The following is a 21908-nucleotide window of genomic DNA, read 5'->3' on the forward strand; positions in this document are numbered from 1 at the left end:
GCCGCACAGAGGAAACCCTGTTGCCCGCACAGCACGACATCGACGCCGAACGTGAACTCTGGGACACCTACGCCGAGAGCGCCTTCAAGCCGGACAGAGAACCCTCCGTCTGCTGGACCTAGTACGCCGGCCACGGCCCGGGTCCCGAGCTCCTCGGCGTGCCCGTCACGGTCCCGGAACTCGGCTGTGGCACCGGCCGCGCCCTGGCGTATCTCGCCGAGCGCGGCATCAGGGCCTCGGGCGTCGACCTGTTCCCGGTCATGGTGGACAAGAACCGAGATCACTGGAAGGAGACCGGGCTCGGTTCGAGTGCGCCGAAGTCCTCGCATTCCTGGCCGAGTACAACGACACCTACGACGCGATCTCCCCCTCTCGTCGCCCAGCGCCTCAACCCGGCGGCTTCTTCGCGTTCTCCCACCCGCCTGCGATTCCCGGTGCCTACGGGTCCCAGGGCATGTACAAGGGCGGGTTCGCCGGGCTCGCCCTGTTCGCCTACCGCTACAGGTGCACGCCTCGCCGATGGCGGGACCTCCTCGGCAGGTTCGGGCATCTGCCGGCAGAAGCCTGCGTCCTCGACGCCCCGGGAACGGGACACATCTGCACCCTGATCGTGTGAGCCAGACGCCGAGCGCGTACGAGGGACTGAGCGTGACTGAGCCCCGCTGGAGAATGACAGGGCTCTCTTTCGGGGACGGCTGCAAGAAGCTTCTGCGGAAGGCCCGGTTCTTCCATCCTGGGAACCTACTCGGCTGACAGCACTACCGTGGGCCGCCACCTCCGGTAAGACGTGGCGGCCCTCGATGCCTCCGGCACTCGTGAGTGCGACCTGCGGCTTGTGCGCTGGAGCGTGTCCGCGCAGGGACCTCAACTGTGCTGATTGACCGAGGTTGATGGGCGGGGCGTGTATCAGGTGCCCACCTGTCGGGAGGCAGCAGCCGAATAGGGAGAGCGGGGCGGCTGCAGCCAGGGCTAGGAGCTGTGGTCCAGTGTGTAGACAGCGCGTTCGTCCACGCCGATGGCACGCATCAGCTCGATGGTGGGCACCCTGTACCGGTTTCCGATCCGCAGGACCTTGCAAGGGAAGGCATCCTGTCGGGCCAACCGGTATGCGGTGGTCAGGCAGATACCCAGAGCTCGGGCGGCGGTCGGCACGTCCACTGTGACCGGGAGGTCGAACGCCTCCACGAAACTAAGCGGGATATGTTTTCGGGTGCTCATCAGCGCCCTGCCCTGATGCTGCGGGAATCGCTGGGGGCCCGATGCTCACGACTCGTGTCATGCTTCCGGCAGATGACTGCTCTGCGTTCGGCTGGCTCCATGAGCGCAGCCAACGCCCGTCGGCCCATGCTCTCGGGGGACACAGTGAAGCGCAGCTGCGCCCGCAGCTCGCCAACCCGCTCGTGTCGGGTCACTTCGACCTGATGAGATCGGATGGACCCGGCACCTTGTGCCTCGTCGCACAGTAGGCCGCGGCTGTCCGCGAGGCGCTCTACCGTGTCGTCGGCGAATTCACGTGCCCCGGACCGAGCGAGGCGCCACGCTCGACTGCGCACCGCCTTCAGCAGGCCGTCCACAGAGTCGGCTGTCAGGCGCTCGTCGCTCTGAAGACCTTCCAGCAGAGCCAGAACCATCTCCGCCTCCACGTCGGCCCGATCGGCGCGCAGTCGACGGCAGATGCGGAACGTGGTTCCAGTCAGCCTCGGAAGGGCCAGCCAGATCAGCAACAGCCGCCAGGTGTCGGCGGATCCGTGCTCTGCCGCCGCAGCTTGCACGACGGCCTGCCAGATAGGGGTGACGAGGCTGGGGTCGAGGCCCGGCCCGTAGAGGGCGTCCCGTGCTTGGGCGGGCGTCAGCAGAACGGGCGCCGCGTTGTCCGTGACGATGGGCAGCCGTACCACCTCCGCCATTTGTGGGTAGTCGAAATGTCGTGCTACGGCAGCGAACACGCTGCTGGTGCCAGTAGGAGTCAAGGCGCAGTCCTCTCTTGCCGTCCGCTGAAGGCGGAACTTTCGTCGAGTGGTATTGCGTGCCACGCAGTGGTATCTCGTTGCGGCCCGTGAACTCGGAGGGCTGGAACGGCAGGAAGGACGAAAGGTCCTCCCGGAGGGGTGCCCCGCTCATGGAGGGGCACCCCGATGCGGTCGGCGTTGGAGACTTCAGGCCTCAGACGGCGACGGGTTGTCCGAGGTGGTGTCGGGCGGGGTCTCCGACGTCGACGGCAGTTCCTTCGCGCGGGCCCAGCGCTTCACGCCCGGCGGGAAGCCGCCGGAGGTGCGCTTCATGCGCCCCCCTCGGCGGACGGGCAGACGGTTGCTCATGTTCGTGTCCTTCCTCGTTCTGGCAGTTCGTCGTCACTGCCCTGTTCGGCGAACGACTGATGCCATGGTGCCCAGCGGGCCGACACCACGACGGCAACAGAACTGAGGAATATCTGAGCCGGATCTGAGGGGGCGCGAAGTAGTGCAGCGGTGTAAATCGATGCCCGGATACGCACAGATCTCTGTGGTGTCAGCGTTCCGGCCCCGAAGGGGTGCCGTGAAAGCGAAAGGGAGCGGACGTGGATGGACGCGTGCTCGGGGTGGTAACTGTCAGACCGACGGGCGCGTTCGTCGGCCCGATAGCGACAGGAACCACGAAGCCGGCCGCCCTGTTCGCGCTGCTGGTCACCTCGCAGGAGGGACGGTGCCCCTTGCGTGAGGTGTTCGACTGTCTCTGGCCTGGATTGGAGTTCGATCGGGGCCGGCTTGACCAGGTGATGCGGGTGCTGCGGCAGGCTCTGGGAAACAAGGACTTCCTGATCACGGAATCCGGAGTCTGCTCCCTCCGTCCGCCGAGGGAGCAGATCGATCTCTACCGCTTTCGCGACCTGCTGCGGAGCGCGGAGACACGGCTGGGGAAGGACAGGTTCGAAGCCGTCTCCGCCGCGCTGGCACAGTGGCCGCATGACCTGGTCCCGTTGAGCGGTCTGGCGGGCCAGTGGGCCGCGGTACGCCGTGAAGAGCTGAGGCGAGAAAGAGCAGAGGCGCTGCGAGCTCAGTTCGAAGCCGCTCTGCGGGCCGGCCTGAACGAGTGGCTGCACATCGAGTCGGAGCGTTGGTACCGCGCCCTGCCGGAGGAACCCTGGCTGTTCCGGTACTACCTCATGCACCACGGAGGCACACTGTCGCCGTCGAAATTGAAGAGCGCAATCAGCCGATGGACCAAGCGGTTCCGGCAGCCGGACGACGAACTGCAAGCAGTCATCGACCGACTGCACGGGAAGGCGCCCAGCTCGCGTGGCCCTGTCCTGGCGCACATACCCAATCAGCTGCCGCCCCTCGGACGCCCGGTGCTGGGCCGGGAAGCGCCGCTCCATGAGGTGGTGGAGACAGTACGTCAGCGGCAGGAGTCCTGCCGTCCCACCGTGGTGGTGATCAGCGGCTTGCCCGGAATCGGGAAGAGCCTGCTGGCGAACCACGCCGCGCACCAGTTGCGGGAAGCGTTCCCGGACGGGGTGCTTTTCGCGGAACTCGGCGGATTCGCGGGGCCGGGGACGCGGCCCGCTGATCCGGAGAGCGTCATCGACGGATTCCTGGCGGAGTTCCCGGTCCCCACTTCGCCCGTCGGTCTGGCGCAGAAGACCACGGCGCTGCGGTCGGTGCTGGCGAACAGGTCCGTCCTCATGGTGCTCGACGACGCATGGGACGACCAGCAGGTGTTGCCGCTGCTGCCCGGCACGGGAGCCAGCGCGGTGCTGATCACCAGCCGTCGGCGCCTGGAGGTGCTTCGAACCGACCCTCAGGTGAAGGAAGTGCTCCTGGGAGAGCTGGATGAGGAGGCGTCCACCGCGTTGTTGCAGGAACGCATTCCCCAGGCCCACCGTGGCAAGACCGCGCGAGAGGTCAAGGCCATCGTCGAGTTCTGCCGTGGTCACCCCTTGGCTCTCTCGGTGACCGTTCGGAGGTTCGACGGCCATGCCTTCGCGGCAATCCATCATCTGCACCGACAGCTCAAGGAGGAGGAGAATCGCCTCGACGCCTTGGATCACCAGCCGTCCCAGCTGTCCGTCACGGCAGCGCTGGCTTGCTCGGTGGACGCACTGTCAGAGCAGGCACGCTGCCTGCTCTGGCAGCTTGCAGTGCATCCAGGGCCTTCGATCAGCTGGTCGGCGGTGTTGGACCTCGGCCTAGCTGCCGAGGAGATGCACGCCGACCGGGCGGCCGAGGAACTTCGGACGGCGAATCTCGTGGAGCTGTGGTCGGACCGGTACCGCCTGCATGATCTGGTGCGGACTTTCGCCCGTCAGCGGGTGCGGCCTGAAGTTCTGGACTCGAGGGTCGACTTTGAGGAGACGACGATCCGGCAGATCTTGGAACACCAGCTGCAGAATGTCTGGGCCTGTGACCAGTGGCTCGACGGCCAGCGGTCGCTGCCCGTCGGCGAACCGCATGAGATCACGGTGGACCGGCCCGAGGGGTTGGAAGACGCTCTGGCCATGCTCGATGACCTGTACGACGTAGCCGTCCGCGGTATCGAGTTGTCGACCGAACGAGGCAGCCGACGCCACACCTGGCTGCTGCCGATGGCTCTGGTCACCTACCAGTGGCGCCGCCACCGCTTCAAGGATGCCCAACGGTTTCTCGTCCTGGCCCGTGAAGCCGCGGAGCAGAGCGGGGTGCCGCTGGTGGAGCAGGCCATGACCCACAGGATGCTTGCGGGCACCTACTGGCACCAAGGGAACTTCGACCTGGCGGCCAACCAGCTGGTCCGGGCTGTGTGGCTGAGTGAGCAGGACAGTAGTTCGCGAGGCCGACTGAGCCTGGCGAGGTCGCGGCACACACTGGCGCTCACTCGTCGTAAGCAGGGGCGTGAAGCGGAAGCGGAGCAGGACCATCGGTCGGCACTGCATGTGTACCGGGAGCTGTCCGATGCCGCAGGGGCAGCAGCGGCGCTCAACGGTCTGGGAACGATCCACCATGATCGCGGTGAGGACGACGATGCCCTCACGCTCTGCACCGAGGCGCTCGACTTGGTCCGGGGGACGACGGACCGCAGGGGCTTGGCCGACGTGCTGCGCACCGTGGCCGGTATCCGTTTCGCCATGGGGGACAGAGAGCCGGCGCTGGAGCAGTTCCGACAGGCGGTTGTGATCTACCGCGAGCTGGGCTCGTGGATCGAAGAGGACCGGGCGCTGTGCCTACACGCCGACGCCCTGGTGGTGGCGGGTCGGAAGGCCGATGCGGTGGCTGCACTGGAACGAGTGATGGCCCTACGCGAGTTGATGGGCGGTACGGATCTCGCTGGGGTGCGTGACCAGCTGGAATCGCTGCGGTGACGGCTCTCTTACCATCTGGGGGGACAGGTCCGGTAGTACTCGGTCGGGTCGGCGGGCCGCAGTGGCTTGTCCGGACGGGGCGCCCCCACCGAGGGCAGGTGAGGCCGGAGGCGGTCGAACACCGCGCGCACCGAGCTCGGACGTTTCTTCGCCGAGAGTTCGACCATGGACAGGGCGAGTGTCGCGAACTCCTCGGGCATCTCAGCGAGTCGGTCGGCGGACAGGACTACCGGAGTGTCGGCCATGAGTCCGGCTCTCGACCCGCTGTAGGGGAGCTGCATGACGGTCAGCTCCAGAAGCAGACAGCCGAGAGCGAAGATGTCGGCCTGTGCGATCACCCCGTCGGGGTTCGCTTCGAGCTGCTCGAGCGGCGCGTATCCGATGGTGCCGCACCCGAACGGGGTGCCTTGGCGGGCTCGCACGGCGAGTCCGAGGTCGAGCAGGCGTACTCGCCCGGAGTACTCCACCATGACGTTCTCGGGCTTCAGATCACGGTGGACGAAGCCCTTGCGATGGATGCCGTCCAAGATCTCGCAGAGCTGTCCGATGATCGAGGCCACGGTGCCCGCATCCTTCATCGGCCGGAACTCCTTCATGAGGTCGTACAGCAGGACGCCGTCGACGTACTCCAGAACGATGCAGCGTCGACCGCGGTAGTCACCCAGCCCGAACAACTTCAGCGTTCCGCCGAGATCCTCGGAAACCAGGTGGCTGTAAGCCCCTTCTCTGGTGAGTTCACGCGCCAGCTCGGCGAAACGTTGCTCGGATTCGAACCCCCGCTCCTGCTGCATCTTGATGGCCACCAGCTCGTCGCTCTCCAGGCCTTGGCCGAGGTAGAGGTCTCCTTGCGCGCCTCCGCCGATGTACCCGATCAGTTCGTAGTGGGTCTCGATGTCGCCGAATCGCTTGATGCGCCGCGCCATGGACGCCTCTCTTTCCCTTTGTCGGTCTCATACCAGCTGACATCTGGATCTGTCAGCGGGAAGTCGTTCTTCTACAGATATGGAGCAACAATGCCTGACTCTTGGCTTCCCCCGGATGGGGTCCGCCGCGCTTCCAACGTCATCAAAGTGTCGGTCGGCATGTTCAAGGCCGGGGACTTTCGCTGTCCTGCGGCTGATGCGCTCAAGGCGCGCGGTTACGAGCCGGTGCGTGGCGGTCGCCGACGTCAGGAGCGTCTGGAGCAGTTCTCCTTCGGCCCCTTCATGGCCGCATGTGACACCCGCTACCGGGCCGTAAGCAGCTCTACCGAGAAGCCTCGCCCCAGGAAACCGATGCATGACGGACTGCGCCGGTGGACGGCACACGCGCTGGAGAGCTACGCCGCCGCCTTCCCGGACAAGCCTGATCTTCTGCTGTCGGAGGTGGAAACCCCCTGGCGGTACAGCCACTTGGTGGCCGGCGCAGGCACTTCTGGCGGGGATGAATATCACCTGACCGTTTGGGGCCGGTGTCTCCGATCCCGAGATGGTGCGGTGCGCGAACTGCGCCTTCCGGTCAACAGACTGGGACGGCAACCGCCGCCCGAGAGCTTCGTCGGCGCGGCAGCTCTGGTGCTTGCTGAAGGTACCCCCGGGCCCCGGCCCGAGCGAGTACGGATCATCGAGTTTGCGGTGCTGGACGGCAGGGTCCGCCTGCTCTTCGACGGTACGCGAGAGGAGGCGGTGGCCCTCTACCGAAAGAATGGCCGCGCCGCGCTGACCGCGCTGCTGGACAGCCAGGAGTACCGGCCGGGGGCCGGGTGCGCGGACTGCGTATATGCGTCCGTCTGCCCAGTGCTGCGGCGCGCTCCCGGCCTGCTCGAGGTCGATGAGCCGGGGTGGACCAGACGCTGGTGGTCAGTCACCAATGGGCGTAACTACCAGATTTGTCCGGCCCGTGACCAGATGCGTAGGCTCCACCTCCCGACCGCAGACGAGGTCGAGCACGCGCCGGCGGTTGAGCGAGGTCGGGCCCTGCACGCCTACCTCGCCGAGCGTCACGGATCCGGCTCGCCCCGACCATGCACGGTGAAGGTCCCCGCGCAGTGGGTGCCGGAAGGGTTCGAACTACCGGAAGCCGAGCGCGCGCTGGGCGCGAAGCTGCTGCGCGGCCATGCCGCAGTCTGCCCCATGCGGCTGGTCCGGGACGCCGCCGACGTCCGCAACGAGCCGCGGGTGGTGCGCCACGACACCGCGGCCGAGGTGGTGGTGGTCGCCAGGCCCGATCTGCTCTACCGGGACGGCGGCGCGTGGGTATGGCGCGAGACAAAGACGGCGGCTCATGACAGAATCTACGACCGCCCGCTGTTGGGGCGGTACCCGCAACTGGCACTGGCTGTGCTGCTGCTCGCCCGAGGTGATTTGGGCGGTACGCCGGGCCATGCCCGGATCGAGTTCGAAGTGCTGCGGCCGGGAGGCGCGGACTTGGAGATCCTCGACCCGTTCGTCCCGGAAGTGAGGACCGCGGCCGGAGGGATTGTGCGCGAGCTCGTCGGCCTTTGGCTCCGAGACGAGAACTACGCGCCGCGACCGGGGCATGCATGCGACCGGTGCGAGACGGCGCGTTGGTGTGCCAGCGGGCCTGCGCTCCAGGTGGTTCGATGACCTTGGATGCGGGTGCATTGGTCAGTGAAATCGCGGAAGCGATTTCGGAGCTGGGTGAGGAAATTGATCTCAGGTCTTTTCTGCTGCCCTACCCAGATGCCGCACAGCGAGCGCTGGACCGAATGGTGTTGCACTGCATCGATCTCGGTCTGGAACCCCCGAAAGGTCTGCCCGAGCTGATCGAGTGGTGCCGTCACCGGTCGGTTGGCGACCGGGCCTTCGACATCCCGCCTGCACTGATCCTCTCCGAAGCGACCCTGGTCCATCCCGAGGGACTGCTGCCCACTCGCACCTGCCTGGAGCTGGCCTCCGCCGGAACGGGCGGAGGCATGGAAGGAGAGGCTCGCAAGCTGCTGGCCGAGCTGGCAGACCGATGCGGATCGGAGGAACGTTTTCACCGCAGTCGGCAATTCCTGGCGCTCAATCCGGTGGTACGAGGGGGAGAGCGCTTCGGGCGACGCCCGGCCAAGGGGACCTGGAGCAGGGAGGTCTGGTCCCAGGTCAGGGATCTCTATCGCCCTCTGCCGAGATTTCTGGCGATTGAGGGCACTCTGCTGCTCTGCGCCACCTGCCGGCTGCCAGCCCTGCTGGGCGGCCGTCGCGTGCCGGATCGCAGAACCGCGGTGTCCGGGCCGAAGACCTGGTGCGAGCGCGAGATATGCCCGTACGGGTTGCCGATGGACCTGATCCGTCCGACGGACGGCGTCCTGCTGCTGGCCAAGCCGCTGCGGATTTTCCTTTCGCTCCCGTTGCCGTTGGAACAGGCGGCTCTGGCCGAGCTGAACCGTGCGGCGGTCGGCCACCATCCCCTGCCGGGTGAGCTGGGCACGTACCGGCTCCAAGGAGACGGCCTGGCTGTCCACCGGCTGTACATCCACGACCGGGTCCAACCCGTGCTGTTGTCCCACCGGTTTGTCAGTGCCGAGGGACCGGTGGCGGTGGTGGTGCCGGAGGAACTTGCTCGGTCTGCCCGGTACCGGACTGCCTTCTTCCAAGCCCTTCCTGACCCGGATCAGGTCTTGTTGACCGGGCCGGTCGATCTGGTCGCCCGCCTCCGCGATGCACGAACCGTCGGCGGAGACGTCCTCAACGAGACAGAGAATGAGAGGCGAGGCCGATGCGCCATCTGATGCCCGTTCTGCATGAGACGGTCCGAGACCTCCAGAGGTATGCTCGGCCACAATTGACGAGTCCCGCGGCGGAGTTCCTCTGCCAGGTCGAACTCGGTCTGTACCTTCAGCGTCGGCTGATGCCCAACGCCCCGGCGGGCGAGGCCTGGGTGCTGTTCAGCGGATACGGATTCGCCAAGGCATACCAGGTGCCGTTGCCGCCGGACGCTGACCGCACTCTCAAGATCGCCAGATACTCGCTTTGGACCCTGGCGCGGCGCAGAGCCTGGCGGGAGGCGCTGGAGCGCTATCAGCGGCTGGATCCGGCGCTGCGTGGTTACGACGTGGAACACGTCGACACCGCAGCGGCTCTCCGGGAGGTATCGGTGGGCACGGAGCGCTGGCAAGCGTACGACCGGCTTCTCGCACAGGCACCACCGTTGGCGAGTCCGAGGCTTCCGGCTGCCGGCTCAGGGCCGCATGCCTTTACGGTCGGCCGTTCGCTAGCAGTGGTCGACCTCCCGGAGGTCTCCCCGGCCCCGATGGTTGCTCACGACATGGACCTGGTCCCGGCAGGCGGGGGCGAACCGTTGACTTTCCGGCTGAAAGACCTGGCGCGTACCGCGGCGACCATGGACGCTGTGGACCGGCGTCACGGCAGGATGGGGCGCTTGACCTGGGTCGACCGGCTACAGGCATTCGAAATGTCCACGGCACAGCTCGGCACCTTCCAAAGGTCCGACGAGTTCACCGTGGACGGAATGCAGCACCTGCTCGGCATCGTAGGGGCGGGCAAGAGCACGATGCGGGACATCATCGCGGTCCACCTGGCCAGGAGGCAGAGGCGGGTCACCGTCGTGGTCTCCGACGTGGCCGAGGTTCTGAAGGTGGTGGAGACCTACAATCGGTACACCGATGGCGCGGCGGCCCCGGTGCTCGGCGCGTCTGGCCGGGAGCGCCACGCACAGCGGCTCCATCGCCGCCTGGCCGGCCGTGGCGAACACCGGCTGTTGGCGCATGACGACCCCGCTTTTGCTTACCTGGGGACGTCCTGCGTGCTCAACCTCAAGCTGCGCGGCGGCAGCGGCGAATCACTCGCCTTCGGTGAAGCGCCATGTACTCGGCTGCGCGCACCGAGCGATCCACAGCGACGGGCCAAGCCCGCTCGGACGCCGGAGTGGCAGAAGCAGAACCTGGCCTGCCCCTACTGGTCTGCCTGCCCGCGGCACCACGGTTCACGGGCCTTGGTCGGGGCGGCCGTCTGGGTTGCCACGCTGCCCAGTCTGATCGACTCCGCGCCACCGTACTCGCAGAACGGGGAACGCATTCGCTACCTTGAGCTCGCTTGCCGGCGTAGCGATCTGATGATCGTCGATGAGGCCGACCGAGTCCAGATGCACCTCGATCAGACCTTTGCTCCTGCAGTGCTGCTGGCGGCGGACGAGGAGCGGGGACTGATCGACTGGCTGAGTCGGCACAAGATCCGTGAACTCGCTGTGAGCGGTCGAACGCAGCTGTCCGACCGGGACGTGGCGATCTTCTCAGCGGCGCTCAACACCGTAGTGGCGGCGACCGACCGGTTGCACGCCATGCTGGTGGCCCAGTACCCATTACGTCGCTGGGTGGGGCGTGGCTATTTCAGCGCCTGGACGCTTCAGATGGGCATCCTTGACGAGCGTTTTCCTCTGCCTGAGGACGAGGTGGCGAATCATCCTCATCGTGCCCAGGTGGAAGAGTTGCAGAAACTTCTCGAGTCATTCCGCGACAATCCGTTCGGCGATCGCGCCCGGCGCACCGAAGTGGACTTCTCGCACCTCACGGTGCTACTGAACGAACTGCTGCACACAGGGAACCCAGAGCGGACCCGGGACCGGCTGCTGGGCGTCCTGACCTCCCTACTTCAGCTCGACGAGGCCTTTATGGCCGAGAAGGAGAAGGAGTACCAGGAACGGCTGGCCGTGTGGCAATCGAAGGAAGAGGCACGTCGACGTACTGGCAAACAGGCTGCCAAGGAGACCCCGCCGCCCCAAACTCCCGCGCAATGGCGTGACAGCCTGGCCGACCGGCTGGAACTCACTCTTCTGCTCAGCGCCCTGGAACCACGCCTGGCCCTGATCAACGCCATGTGGCCGCGGGTCGAATCCGCACTCAGCCTGGGGTTCAGCGAGATGTACCGACGACCGAACGACTATGCCCCCATGGTTCCTGAGGCACCCATGGGCAACGTACTCGGCTTCCAGTTTCTGGTGCACGGTAAGGACGGCGAGGGAATTCGCAGTGGAGAGCTGACCTTCTTCCGGTGCAGCGGAGTCGGTCGTGAACTGCTCCGGGCCATGCCCAACCTGACTGCGGTGGACGGTCGGCCCGGCGCCCATGTGCTGCTCATGTCCGGCAGTAGTTGGGCCGGGAAGTCCAGCCGCTACCACATTCAGGTCCCGGTCGGTGTGGTGATCGAGCCGCTGTCGAAGGTGATGAAGCGGATCGCCGCCGAGAGCGAGATGCGCTTTGAGTTCATCGATGACGGACAGGAGAAGCTGCGGGTGTCAGGCAGTGCCCCGGATGTCCGGCCGGCCAAACTGCGACACATCGTGACCTGGCTCGGTGCCGGCGCGGATGACGTCGAGGACGGCGGCCCCTTGGAGCGGGAACTCCTTTCGCTGCCGCAAGGGCGTGACCAGATCCTCCTGCTGGTGGGCAGCTACCAGGAAGCGCGCGTGGTGGCGGATACCCTGCACAACCTCAACAAGCGCTGGCGTGGCAAAGTGCTTTGCCTCGTCTCGGACGACGAGGAGATCGAAGACGACGAGGAAGCCCCGTCGGCACAGCGAGCCCGGACGCTGCGCCGCGGCGATGTCGAACGCCTGCGGGACCTCCAGGCGGACATTCTGGTGGCCCCTCTGCTTTCGGTGGAACGTGGGCACAATATCCTCAACCGCCAGAATGAAGCGGCCATCGGGACGGTCTATTTCCTCGCTCGTCCGAACCCGCACCCCGACGATCTGTCGCTGGCGGTTCACGCCGTCAACGACTGGATCGTACGGGCTGAGGAGGACGGCGCGTTCGCCGACTGGGTCCGGAGCGGAAGCAGTCTCGAAGAGGGTGCGGAGGCCGTCCGCCGGGAAGCGCGGTCGTGCTGGTATCGCGTGCTGCAGAGGTCCATGGCATGGAGCCGACTCGGCGGCGACCGTGAGCAGGTCACCTGGGACATCCTGGTGCTGATGTGGCAGGTCATCGGTCGGCTCGTGCGCGGCGGCGTCCCGGCTCGGGTGGTCTTTGTGGATGCCGCGTTCGCCCCGAACCGTGCGTCGAGTCCACCGACCGCGGACACGATGAAGTCCAGCCTCCTGCAGAGCATCCTCGCGGTCCTCGATCCGTACTTCCGGGACGGCGCGAAACCTGCCGACCAGGAGTTCATCGTCCGCGCTCTCTACCAGCCGCTGTGGCTCATGCTCGGCCGCTGCCTTGCCCAGCCGCTACCGGCCGCCTGACACGGCGGCAACCGCCGAGTCCCGTTCTGGTGAGGAGTACTGCCATATACCGTTCCATCCGCACGCTGGCCTACGAACCGGACCCCGATGAAGGACCCTGGCAGGAAGATCTGCATGTTCTGCGGCTCGGCGAGGGGCTGCATCAGGAGCTGATGCGCCGCCAGGAGCGATCGCGCAGCGGTCAGCCCTACCTCCCCTTGTCCCAACTCCATTCACTGCTCCGCGCCTGGGCGCCGGGAGTGCTGGCCACCAGCAGTAACGCCGGGACCGACGGTCAACTGCCCTGGCTCTACGCGCGGGAGCCCGTACCGCTGGAGGTTCTCGCGCCGCTCATCGGCACCTGGGCCGACACTCTTGCCGCCGATCAGGATGAAGTCGATCTGGAGGAGGAGCTGTGGTCCGAGGACGAGGCGGCGCCGCTGGCCCTGCCGGGATGGGAGACCGAGCGGATCGATCTCACCGAGACAATCGTGTCTCCCGGCGGAACGGCGGAACCCTTGTCCAGGCTCTACCGTCTGCTCCCCGAAGCGGTCGCCTTCCGGTTGGCGGGCGCGCCGTTCCGTACTGAGGGCGGTAGCCTCCACTTCCGTGTCGTCAGCTCCGGAACCGGCGGAGTCCACCTGGTGTCCTGGCCACCGCTGCGGTATGAGCGCCGGAAGCAGACGTGGTACTACTCGGCTCTCCTGACCGTCACCGTCCACACGGTGTCGTTCGCCCCACGGTTCCGGGTTCATGTGGCCACCGGGGTGCGCCGCTGGGCCAGCGTGTTGGACATCCCTCGCTGGAAGCTGGGTGGAGCGACCGTGCTGCTCGATACCCCCCTGCCGTGGCCGGAGGGCCGGGACGAGGGCTATCGGTTGATGGTCAACGCCCTCGGCTACGACTGGAGTTCCAAGGAAGTCACGTGGAAGCGACGCAGCCCCGCCTTGCTCCTGCCCGACGTGGACATCACCCGCCGGTTCCCGGAGCCGGAGGACCTGTTCACCTCGCCCGAGAAGTGGCTCAACGGCCGTCAGGACGTTGCTGCCGGGATCGTCTACCACCCGGTGCTCGGACCACACGAGGTCGGTGCAGGCCTGATGCCACGTGAACGGGCTGGACTGGATACCTGGATCGAACAACGGCTCAGCCCTGTGCTGCGCCGGGTGGCGGACCTGAGCCGGGTCACTCGGCGAAACACCCCTTCCCTGCTGCCCCGCTCCGCGAGGTGGAGCGAGCCCGGCAGCAGGGAAGCACAACAGGCTCTGGCGCGCCGGAGCGCCTTGAAACGCGCTCTTGGCGGACGCCCCCTGGAGGTGGAGATCCGTTGGCAATCACCGCAAACCCGAGATGCCCTTCTCGCCGCGCTTCCCAAGATGATCGGTCTCGCGCCTGGTAGCCGGACCGACGAGGACGGTGCGATCAGCTGGACTGCTGACGGCGTCCGGATCGTGGTCCGGGCCAGGCCGGCCGGAGCGCTGGCAAGTGCTCTGCGGGTCCCCACCGACCGTAAACGCCGTCTTGCTGTCCGCCTGGCCGATGCCGTGGCGGAGCGTTGCGACCTGGTGGCGGAGGCGGACGATGGCACACACGGCGGGGTCAGTCTGGTGATCGTGGAGATTGCCGGGAAGGCGCACTTCGCTTCGGTGCCCGATTCCGACCCCAAACACGCACTGCGCCTGGCCCACGGGAGGCAGGGAAGGCTCACGCAGTTCATCAACCTGCCCGAATCTGGGACGGCGCCCTTGGAACACCGGGCCAACTGGACCTGGCTGGACGTATTTCGGCAACTCGGTGCGATCAGCCCGCCCGCTCACCGGGCGGGTGCCGGCATTCCGGGGAATCTGCAGTACGCGGCGCTCTGGCTGGTGCGCCATACGAAGGACGGCCCCACTCGGAGTGCGGGCCGTCGCCTGGTCGCGGTGCGGGTACGCGCCGACAGCGACTCGGGCTCTATCGAGGGTTGGGACGTGGGACGGTCCGAGTGGGTGTCCTACCCCGACCTTTTGTTGTCCCTGGCGAAGACCGACACCATGGTCTCAACCGATCTGGAGCGTGAGATCCGCACTGTGCTCTTCCAGCTCCGAGATCGCCCGACCTTGTTGCTAGTGAACTCGGGAAACTTGCGGCAATGCTGGCCACGCCTGCGCAACGGCGCGCTGACACCTGACATGCTCGCCTTCGGCGCCGGTCCGCAACAGCGCCTTGCGGCATATGGAAACGATCTGCGGATGGTCTTGCTGCGCGACGAGAACGGGCGGGGAGAAGTGCCTGAGTGGTACGCCCATGACGAGGCGGGTGGGGTCGGCTTCTCGGAAGGTGTCTGGGCACTCTCGGACGATCCCCGTAACCGCGTTTTCGCCAGCACGGGCAGTACCCCGCCGACCGCAGCGAGGCCGAGAGGACTGAGGAAACTCGCCCCGGTAAAGGGCAGCCGGACCGCCCCCGGGACAACGGCCTGGAACCCTCGGCTTCTCGAAGTGACGGTGCTCGGCTGCGGTTCCTCGGAACCTTCAGCTGATCGCCCCGTCGACTGGGCTACTTTGACTCACCAACTCCGTTACCACGACGACTACCCGCCGCTGGCCTACCCCCTCCCGCTGCATCTCGCGCAACTGGCGAAGGAGTATGTTCTCCCGCTTGCCCCGAGGGAGGGCCGAGGGGCCCGGCTCGGGGCGTCTGCGCCGGATGCTTTGGCGTAGTGGGGGACAAAAACGGCCGTCGGCCGTACCCCCGGAGAGGTACGGCCGACGGCCCACAGACGGCCCAGGTGAGAGGAGAATCCCTCTGACCTGAGGCAGTCCTAGATGTCGAAGTACAGCTCGAACTCGTGCGGGTGCGGCCGCAGCTGGATCGGGGCGATCTCGTTCGTGCGCTTGTAGTCGATCCAGGTCTCGATCAGGTCCGCCGTGAAGACGCCGCCCGCCTGGAGGTACTCGTTGTCCGCTTCCAGGGCGTCGAGGACGGCCGGGAGGGACGTCGGGACCTGCTGGACGTTGGCGTGCTCCTCGGGAGCCAGCTCGTAGAGGTCCTTGTCGATCGGCTCGGCCGGCTCGATCTTGTTCTTCACGCCGTCCAGGCCCGCCATCAGCAGCGCGGAGAAGGCCAGGTACGGGTTGGAGGACGGGTCCGGGGCGCGGAACTCGACGCGCTTGGCCTTCGGGTTCGAGCCGGTGATCGGGATGCGCATCGCGGCGGAGCGGTTGCGCTGCGAGTACACCATGTTGACCGGGGCCTCGAAGCCGGGGACCAGGCGGTGGTAGGAGTTCACCGTCGGGTTGGTGAACGCCAGCAGCGACGGGGCGTGCTTCAGGATGCCGCCGATGTAGTAGCGGGCGGTGTCCGACAGGCCGGCGTAACCCTGCTCGTCGTAGAAGAGCGGCGAGCCGCCCTGCCACAGCGACTGGTGCACGTGCATGCCCGAGCCGTTGTCGCCGAAGATCGGCTTCGGCATGAAGGTCGCGGTCTTGCCGTTGCGCCAGGCGACGTTCTTCACGATGTACTTGAAGAGCATCAGGTCGTCGGCCGCGGCGAGCAGCGTGTTGAACTTGTAGTTGATCTCCGCCTGGCCGGCCGTGCCGACCTCGTGGTGCTGGCGCTCGACCTGGAGGCCGTTCTTGTCCAGCTCCAGGGAGATCTCGGCCCGCAGGTCGGCGAAGTGGTCCACCGGCGGGGCCGGGAAGTAGCCGCCCTTGTAGCGGACCTTGTAGCCCCGGTTGTTCTCGACCGCACCGGTGTTCCAGGCGCCGGCCTCGGAGTCGATGTGGTAGAAGCTCTCGTTCGCCGACGTCTGGAAGCGGACGTTGTCGAAGACGTAGAACTCGGCCTCCGGGCCGAAGTACGCGGTGTCCGCGATGCCGGTCGAGGCCAGGTACGCCTCGGCCTTCTTGGCGATGTTGCGCGGGTCACGGCTGTACTGCTCGCCCGTGATCGGGTCGTGGATGAAGAAGTTGATGTTGATGGTCTTGTCGCGGCGGAAGGGGTCCACCCGAGCCGTCGACAGGTCAGCGCGCAGCGCCATGTCCGACTCGTGGATGGCCTGGAAGCCGCGGATCGACGAACCGTCGAAGGCCAGTTCCTCGGCCGGGTCGAAGGACGCTGCCGGGATCGTGAAGTGCTGCATCACCCCGGGCAGGTCGCAGAACCGGACATCGATGAACTTGACGTCGTTGTCCGCTACGTACTTCTGCACTTCGTCGGCGTTCTGGAACATCCAACTCCTCCTCCTCCCGACCCGGGAGGGGCGGGGGTTGTGTAGCTCGTGGTGCGGCCAGTGCGGTGGCGCACGCTGGACCCGACCATAGGCAGGCTCGATTTCTCAAGCGTGACCCATTTGTTTCGCCCAAGTTAACCGGGGCGGTGGTGGGCGGCATCTCAGCGGCTGTCTCCGCGCGGCTGTTTCCGTGCCCCGCCCGGCCGGGCCCAAACCCGGGCGCAGTACCGTGGACGGGTGGACAACAGGCAAGCAATCGGATCGTGGCTCTCGGGGCCCCGTGCGGCCGCCGAGGAGATGGGCGCCGACTTCGGCTACCGGGGCAAGGGCCTCGGGCTGCCCGAGGAAGGGCCCGGCTCGATCGCGCCGCTCGGCCGGCGCTTCGGAGCCATCTTCATCGACTGGACCCTCTGCATGCTGATCGCATACGGGCTGTTCGCTCGCGGTGACCAGCAGGCGGCGGGCAACTGGGCCCTCGGGATCTTCCTCGTGATGAGCCTGCTGACCGTCGGCACCATCGGGTGCACGCCGGGCAAGCGGCTGCTGGGCGTGCGCGTCGTCGCCGACGACGGCGGGCGGCTCGGGTTCGTGCGCGTGGCCGTGCGGACCGTGCTGCTCCTGCTCGTCATCCCCGCGCTCGTCTGGGACCGCGACGGGCGCGGCCTCCACGACCGGCTGTCGCGATCCGTTCAGGTCCGGATGTGACCTCGACCGTACGGACACGAGGGCCTCTCCCGTACGGACATGAGAAACGACATGAGAAACGGGGCGCCCCGGGCCGGTGAAGGTCCCGGGGCGCCCCGTCGTGTACGTACGTCGGCCGCCGCCGTCAGCGCATCTTTCCGCCGCGCGGCATCCGCATGCCCTTCGGCATCGGGCCCTTCGGCAGCGGCATGTTGCTCATCAGGTCGCCCATCGCGCGCAGCCGGTCGTTGGTGGTGGTCACCTGCGGGCCGGTCAGGACGCGGGGGAGCTTCAGCATCTTGGTGCGGACCTTCTTCAGGGGCACCTGGCCCTCGCCGTTGCCGACGATGATGTCGTGCACCGGCACATCCACCACGATGCGGGCCATCTTCTTCTTCTCGGCCGCCAGCAGGCTCTTCACCCGGTTCGGGTTGCCCTCGGCGACCAGGACGATGCCGGCCTTGCCGACCGACCGGTGGACGACGTCCTGGCTGCGGTTCATCGCCACCGCGGGGGTGGTCGTCCAGCCGCGTCCGATCCGGTCCAGGACGGCGGCCGCCGCTCCGGGCTGGCCCTCCATCTGACCGAAGGCCGCCCGCTCGGCGCGCCGGCCGAAGACGATCGCCATCGCGAGGACGGCCAGGACGAAGCCCAGGATGCCCAGATAGACCGGGTGGCCGATCGCGAAGCCGATGCCGAGGAGGACACCGAACGTGACGATTCCGACACCCGCGACGACAAGACCGATCTTGCTGTCGGTCCGCCTGGTCATCTTGTAGGTCAGGGCGATCTGCTTGAGTCGCCCCGCGTTCTCGGCGCTGTCCGCGCCTTCAGTTTTTGCCTTCCTCGCCATGTACTGAAGTTTACGTGGCGAGGGAGCGACCCAGGAACGTGGGAGCGACCCAGGAACGTGGGAGCGGTCCAGGTACGTGTGAGCGGTACGGGGACGGGGAAGCGCGCCCTAGGAGCGGTGGCCGGCCACCGCGTCCAGCACGTGCTGGGCCTCCACCCGGTCCTTGGCGCGGCGGCGGTCCTCCAGGACGGCCGTCCAGGCGTTGCGGCGGGCGGTGCGCTGGCCGCCGCTCAGCAGCAGCGACTCGACGGCGCGCAGGGCGGTGGTGACGGACGGAAGGGCGTGGGCGCGGACCGGTGCGGCCTGCATCGTGGTGTTCCCCCTCGGAATGGATGCGCCCGGTGGCGCGGATGAGTGCGGGAAGCGGTGACGGCGGCGGCCGACGGAGTCGCTGCCGCACGTGTACCTAGGGTCACTGCTTGGTGTTACCAGCGCGTGACCGGGCGGTCAAACACCAATGAAGCCTTGATTCCGGTGGGGCGCACGCCGAAGCGGTCCGTACGCGTCCCCTCACCTGCGGGGAGCGTTCGGACCGCTTCGGTCACGCGGTTACGGCGTGGTGGCCGCTCGTGAGCGGATTCACACGGCCGGTGCGGCCTGGACGGTCCCGGCGGCAGCGGCGCCGCGCGCCTCCATCGCCTGCTGGAAGAGCCGGCCCGCGCGGTACGAGGACCGCACCAGCGGGCCCGACATCACGCCGGAGTAGCCGATCGCGTCGGCCTCGTCCTTCAGCTCGACGAACTCCATCGGCTTCACCCAGCGCTCGACCGGGTGGTGCCGTACGGAGGGGCGGAGGTACTGCGTAATCGTGATGAGCTCGCAACCCGCGTCGTACAGGTCCTGGAGCGCCTCGCTGACTTCCTCGCGGGTCTCGCCCATGCCGAGGATCAGGTTCGACTTGGTCACCAGACCGGCTTCGCGGGCCCGGGTGATGACCTCCAGGGAACGCTCGTAACGGAAGCCGGGGCGGATCCGCTTGAAGATCCGCGGCACCGTCTCCACGTTGTGCGCGAGCACCTCGGGGCGCGAGGAGAAGACCTCGGCGAGCTGCTCGGGCTCCGCGTTGAAGTCGGGGATCAGCAGCTCGACCTTGGTCGCGCCGGCCTCCCGCTCCGCGGTGAGCGTGTGGATCTGGCGGACGGTCTCCGCGTACAGCCAGGCGCCGCCGTCCTCCAGGTCGTCGCGGGCGACGCCGGTGATGGTGGCGTAGTTCAGGTCCATCGTGACGACGGACTCGCCGACGCGGCGGGGCTCGTCACGGTCCAGCGCCTGCGGCTTGCCCGTGTCGATCTGGCAGAAGTCGCAGCGCCGGGTGCACTGGTCGCCGCCGATGAGGAAGGTGGCCTCGCGGTCCTCCCAGCACTCGAAGATGTTGGGGCAGCCCGCCTCCTGGCAGACCGTGTGCAGGCCCTCACCCTTCACCAGCTGCTGGAGCTGCTTGTACTCGGGGCCCATCTTCGCCCGCGTTTTGATCCACTCGGGCTTGCGCTCGATGGGGGTCTGGCTGTTCCGGACCTCCAGGCGCAGCATCTTGCGCCCGTCGGGTGCGACAGCGGACACTCCGGCTCCCCTTTGCTCTCTGCTGCGTTGGATTCGCGTCGGGTTCGCGTGGGATGCGCGAGCGATGCGCGAGGGATTCACTTTCGATTCTTCGGCGAACACCAGGGTACGCCCCTACATCGAACGGCCTTACGTCTGGCCAACCTGCGGCCGACGGGGCCTATTCCCCGGCCGATGGCGACGGCCGGGCTGCCGGCCGGGCTACTGGTCGGTACGGCCCGTGGGTCCCCTGGCCGGCACCGGCCGTGGCCCCTCAGGCCGGGACCGAAGCCTGCGGCCGTTCGATCTCGCGCGGTGCGAGGTCCGCGTTCTCCAGGATGTCCCGCAGGTGCTTCTCGACGACCGGCAGCACCTCCTCGACCGTGACCTCCCGGCCCAGCTCGTTGGAGAGGGACGTGACGCCCGCGTCGCGGATGCCGCACGGCACGATCCGGTCGAACCAGGTGTTGTCCGGGTTCACGTTGAGCGAGAAGCCGTGCATCGTGACGCCCTTGGCGACCCGGATGCCGATCGCGGCCAGCTTGCGGTCCTCGCGGCGCTGGCCCGCGTTGGACGGGGCGTACTCCGGACCGTTCAGCCGGGCGTCGAACTCCTCGTCCTGGAGCCTCGGGTCGAAGTCCAGCGAGAGCCCGCCCAGCAGCGGCCGCTGCTCGACCGGGTCACCGAGCACCCAGACCCCGCTGCGGCCCTCGACCCGGGTGGTCTCCACGCCGAAGTCGGCGGCCGTGCGGATCAGCGCGTCCTCCAGCCGGCGGACGTGCGCCACGACGTCGACCGGGCGCGGCAGCTTCTGGATCGGGTAGCCGACGAGCTGGCCCGGGCCGTGCCAGGTGATCTTCCCGCCCCGGTCCACGTCGATGACCGGAGTGCCGTCCAGCGGACGCTCGCTGTCCGCCGTGCGGCGTCCCGCGGTGTAGACGGGCGGGTGTTCCAGCAGCAGACAGGTGTCCGGCACCCGGTCCTCGAACCGGTCCGCGTGCACCTCGCGCTGCTTCTGCCAGGCCTCCGTGTATTCGACGGCCTGTTCGCCGAAGCCCAGACGGACGAACCGCAGCTCGCTCACCGATGCCTCCCTCTGTGGGCCCCGCAGGCCCGGAGGGGTGTCCCCGGGATGACGGTGCCCTGCACTGATCGCGCCCGCATCCACTGTACGACCGTCGCCCGAACGGCCCCCCGGCAGGTGGAACGGCCGCCTCACGGGCCCGCCGGTCGCGCACTGCGGTCCCGCCGGTCGCGCGCACTCATGTGTCGGGCGTATCCGTCAGCTCCGTCCGGAATCCTCACACGATCGGATGAACGTGGAGCAAAGGGTGGCAGTGACCGCCCCGGTGGCCGCTAAATTCGCGCCGTTCCCATGAGGGCTGCCCGTCCGGCCCCGAAGGCAGGAGACCGTACAGCTGATGTCGGAACGACCCTCGCAGCGCACGCCCAACCGCCGACTCGCCTCACTCATCGCGGAAGCCGGGTTCTCCCACGCGGGCCTGGCCCGCCGGGTCGATCAGCTCGGCCTCGAACACGGCCTCGACCTGCGGTACGACAAAACCTCGGTCACCCGCTGGCTGCGGGGACAGCAGCCGCGCGGCACCACCCCCGCGCTGATCGCCGAGGTCTTCACCCGGCGGCTCGGACGGCGGCTCTCCGCGCAGGACCTCGGGCTCGACGCCTGCGCGCCCGTCTACGCGGGGCTGGAGTTCGCGGCGACCCCCGCCGAGGCGGTCGACATCGTCAGCGGCCTGTGGCGCAAGGACTCCGGTACGCACACGGAGCTGCGCAAGATCGCCTTCACGCCCGCCGGGCTCGTCGTCCCCAGCCGCGACTGGCTGATCGGCCGGGCCGACGAATGGGTGGCCCGGGACGGCGGCGCCGCCCGCCGCGCCGGGGGAGAGGCCGGGCCGCCCGGGCCGGGGCGCCTGGACCCGGGGCGCGTGGACGCGGGGCGTACCGGCTCCGGACGGGCGGACTCCGGACGCGCGGACTCCGGGCGTACGGACTCCGGGCGTACGGACGGGGCGCCGCGCACCGAGGCCCGCGGCCTGTCGCGCCCGCCCGCCGGACCGCAGCGGCCCACGCCGTCGGGGCCCGCCGCCACGCACCCGCCCACGACGCACCCGCCCGCCGCCGGG

The 21908-nt window shown here is 67.7% G+C and carries 15 protein-coding genes and 2 pseudogenes; 8 read left to right on the forward strand and 9 right to left on the reverse strand.

Annotated features, from left to right (window positions below; translation table 11 throughout):
• Window positions 1-20: 20 nt before the first annotated feature.
• Window positions 21-616, forward strand: a pseudogene (locus A3Q37_RS32280) (class I SAM-dependent methyltransferase).
• A gap of 353 nt (window positions 617-969) precedes the next feature.
• On the opposite strand, the gene A3Q37_RS32285 reads toward A3Q37_RS32280, so the two are convergent.
• The 3 genes from A3Q37_RS32285 to A3Q37_RS38160 form a co-directional block, all read right to left on the reverse strand.
• The gene (locus tag A3Q37_RS32285; protein WP_065490191.1) at window positions 970-1218 is read right to left on the reverse strand and encodes a helix-turn-helix domain-containing protein; all 249 of its coding nucleotides are present in this window, start codon (window positions 1216-1218) and stop codon (window positions 970-972) included.
• The gene (locus A3Q37_RS32290) at window positions 1218-1907 is read right to left on the reverse strand and encodes a hypothetical protein (RefSeq protein ID WP_065490193.1); all 690 of its coding nucleotides are present in this window, start codon (window positions 1905-1907) and stop codon (window positions 1218-1220) included. Before A3Q37_RS32290 ends, A3Q37_RS32285 begins: the two co-directional genes overlap by 1 nt.
• Before the next feature lie 249 nt (window positions 1908-2156).
• Complete coding sequence (locus A3Q37_RS38160; RefSeq protein ID WP_255312012.1) at window positions 2157-2282, reverse strand: hypothetical protein; 126 nt, start codon at window positions 2280-2282, stop codon at window positions 2157-2159.
• A gap of 275 nt (window positions 2283-2557) precedes the next feature.
• Here A3Q37_RS38160 and A3Q37_RS32295 point away from each other — a divergent pair, with 275 nt between their 5' ends.
• Window positions 2558-5314 carry a tetratricopeptide repeat protein gene (locus A3Q37_RS32295; RefSeq protein WP_141693630.1) on the forward strand — a complete coding sequence of 919 codons (2757 nt, stop codon included), beginning with the start codon at window positions 2558-2560 and terminating at the stop codon, window positions 5312-5314.
• An 8-nt stretch (window positions 5315-5322) separates the two neighbouring features.
• Here A3Q37_RS32295 and A3Q37_RS32300 read toward each other — a convergent pair whose 3' ends face one another.
• Window positions 5323-6237 carry a serine/threonine-protein kinase gene (locus A3Q37_RS32300; RefSeq protein ID WP_065490197.1) on the reverse strand — a complete coding sequence of 305 codons (915 nt, stop codon included), beginning with the start codon at window positions 6235-6237 and terminating at the stop codon, window positions 5323-5325.
• 90 nt (window positions 6238-6327) lie between these two features.
• Here A3Q37_RS32300 and A3Q37_RS32305 point away from each other — a divergent pair, with 90 nt between their 5' ends.
• Genes A3Q37_RS32305 through A3Q37_RS32320 form a run of 4 tightly spaced genes read left to right on the forward strand, consistent with a single transcriptional unit; the run spans window position 6328 to window position 15177 of the window.
• Entirely contained in the window at window positions 6328-7899 is a 1572-nt protein-coding gene (locus A3Q37_RS32305) for a PD-(D/E)XK nuclease family protein (protein ID WP_065490198.1), read from the forward strand.
• Complete coding sequence (locus A3Q37_RS32310) at window positions 7896-9029, forward strand: HU-CCDC81 and SPOR domain-containing protein (RefSeq protein ID WP_065490203.1); 1134 nt, start codon at window positions 7896-7898, stop codon at window positions 9027-9029. The genes A3Q37_RS32305 and A3Q37_RS32310 overlap by 4 nt, the downstream gene beginning before the upstream one ends.
• On the forward strand, window positions 9029-12496 hold the full coding sequence (locus tag A3Q37_RS32315) for a hypothetical protein (protein WP_107471628.1): 3468 nt from the start codon (window positions 9029-9031) through the stop codon (window positions 12494-12496). Before A3Q37_RS32310 ends, A3Q37_RS32315 begins: the two co-directional genes overlap by 1 nt.
• Window positions 12497-12525: 29 nt before the next feature.
• Window positions 12526-15177 (forward strand): pPIWI_RE module domain-containing protein, encoded by a 2652-nt coding sequence (locus tag A3Q37_RS32320; RefSeq protein ID WP_255312013.1) that lies wholly within the window; start codon window positions 12526-12528, stop codon window positions 15175-15177.
• A gap of 101 nt (window positions 15178-15278) precedes the next feature.
• Here A3Q37_RS32320 and glnA read toward each other — a convergent pair whose 3' ends face one another.
• Window positions 15279-16688 carry a type I glutamate--ammonia ligase gene (gene glnA / locus A3Q37_RS32325; RefSeq protein WP_065490207.1) on the reverse strand — a complete coding sequence of 470 codons (1410 nt, stop codon included), beginning with the start codon at window positions 16686-16688 and terminating at the stop codon, window positions 15279-15281.
• 297 nt (window positions 16689-16985) lie between these two features.
• Between glnA and A3Q37_RS32330 the strand changes: the two genes are divergently transcribed.
• Entirely contained in the window at window positions 16986-17393 is a 408-nt protein-coding gene (locus A3Q37_RS32330) for an RDD family protein (RefSeq protein ID WP_010070475.1), read from the forward strand.
• A 124-nt stretch (window positions 17394-17517) separates the two neighbouring features.
• Here the strand turns inward: A3Q37_RS32330 and A3Q37_RS32335 are convergent, their stop codons facing one another.
• From A3Q37_RS32335 to lipB, 4 genes are all read right to left on the reverse strand, one after another.
• Window positions 17518-18225 (reverse strand): DUF4191 domain-containing protein, encoded by a 708-nt coding sequence (locus A3Q37_RS32335; RefSeq protein ID WP_065490209.1) that lies wholly within the window; start codon window positions 18223-18225, stop codon window positions 17518-17520.
• 108 nt (window positions 18226-18333) lie between these two features.
• The gene (locus tag A3Q37_RS32340) at window positions 18334-18534 is read right to left on the reverse strand and encodes a hypothetical protein (RefSeq protein ID WP_065490211.1); all 201 of its coding nucleotides are present in this window, start codon (window positions 18532-18534) and stop codon (window positions 18334-18336) included.
• 270 nt (window positions 18535-18804) lie between these two features.
• Window positions 18805-19785, reverse strand: coding sequence for a lipoyl synthase (lipA, locus tag A3Q37_RS32345; protein ID WP_065490213.1), 981 nt, complete (start codon window positions 19783-19785; stop codon window positions 18805-18807).
• 253 nt (window positions 19786-20038) lie between these two features.
• Complete coding sequence (lipB, locus tag A3Q37_RS32350) at window positions 20039-20848, reverse strand: lipoyl(octanoyl) transferase LipB (RefSeq protein WP_065490214.1); 810 nt, start codon at window positions 20846-20848, stop codon at window positions 20039-20041.
• 337 nt (window positions 20849-21185) lie between these two features.
• On the opposite strand from lipB, the pseudogene A3Q37_RS38165 reads away from it, so the two are divergent.
• Window positions 21186-21908, forward strand: a pseudogene (locus A3Q37_RS38165) (regulator); the annotation flags it as partial.

It is taken from the genome of Streptomyces sp. PTY087I2 (genome assembly GCF_001687325.1).
In the GTDB taxonomy this organism is placed as follows: Bacteria; Actinomycetota; Actinomycetes; order Streptomycetales; family Streptomycetaceae; genus Streptomyces.

Bases quoted from the DNA above. Each gene is read 5' to 3' on its own strand.
- A3Q37_RS32285 (WP_065490191.1), bottom strand. From the start codon at position 1,218: ATGAGCACCCGAAAACATATCCCGCTTAGTTTCGTGGAGGCGTTCGAC.
- A3Q37_RS32290 (WP_065490193.1), bottom strand. From the start codon at position 1,907: ATGGCGGAGGTGGTACGGCTGCCCATCGTCACGGACAACGCGGCGCCC.
- A3Q37_RS38160 (WP_255312012.1), bottom strand. From the start codon at position 2,282: ATGAAGCGCACCTCCGGCGGCTTCCCGCCGGGCGTGAAGCGCTGGGCC.
- A3Q37_RS32300 (WP_065490197.1), bottom strand. From the start codon at position 6,237: ATGGCGCGGCGCATCAAGCGATTCGGCGACATCGAGACCCACTACGAA.
- A3Q37_RS32305 (WP_065490198.1), top strand. From the start codon at position 6,328: ATGCCTGACTCTTGGCTTCCCCCGGATGGGGTCCGCCGCGCTTCCAAC.
- A3Q37_RS32310 (WP_065490203.1), top strand. From the start codon at position 7,896: ATGACCTTGGATGCGGGTGCATTGGTCAGTGAAATCGCGGAAGCGATT.
- A3Q37_RS32315 (WP_107471628.1), top strand. From the start codon at position 9,029: ATGCCCGTTCTGCATGAGACGGTCCGAGACCTCCAGAGGTATGCTCGG.
- glnA (WP_065490207.1), bottom strand. From the start codon at position 16,688: ATGTTCCAGAACGCCGACGAAGTGCAGAAGTACGTAGCGGACAACGAC.
- A3Q37_RS32330 (WP_010070475.1), top strand. From the start codon at position 16,986: ATGGGCGCCGACTTCGGCTACCGGGGCAAGGGCCTCGGGCTGCCCGAG.
- A3Q37_RS32335 (WP_065490209.1), bottom strand. From the start codon at position 18,225: ATGGCGAGGAAGGCAAAAACTGAAGGCGCGGACAGCGCCGAGAACGCG.
- A3Q37_RS32340 (WP_065490211.1), bottom strand. From the start codon at position 18,534: ATGCAGGCCGCACCGGTCCGCGCCCACGCCCTTCCGTCCGTCACCACC.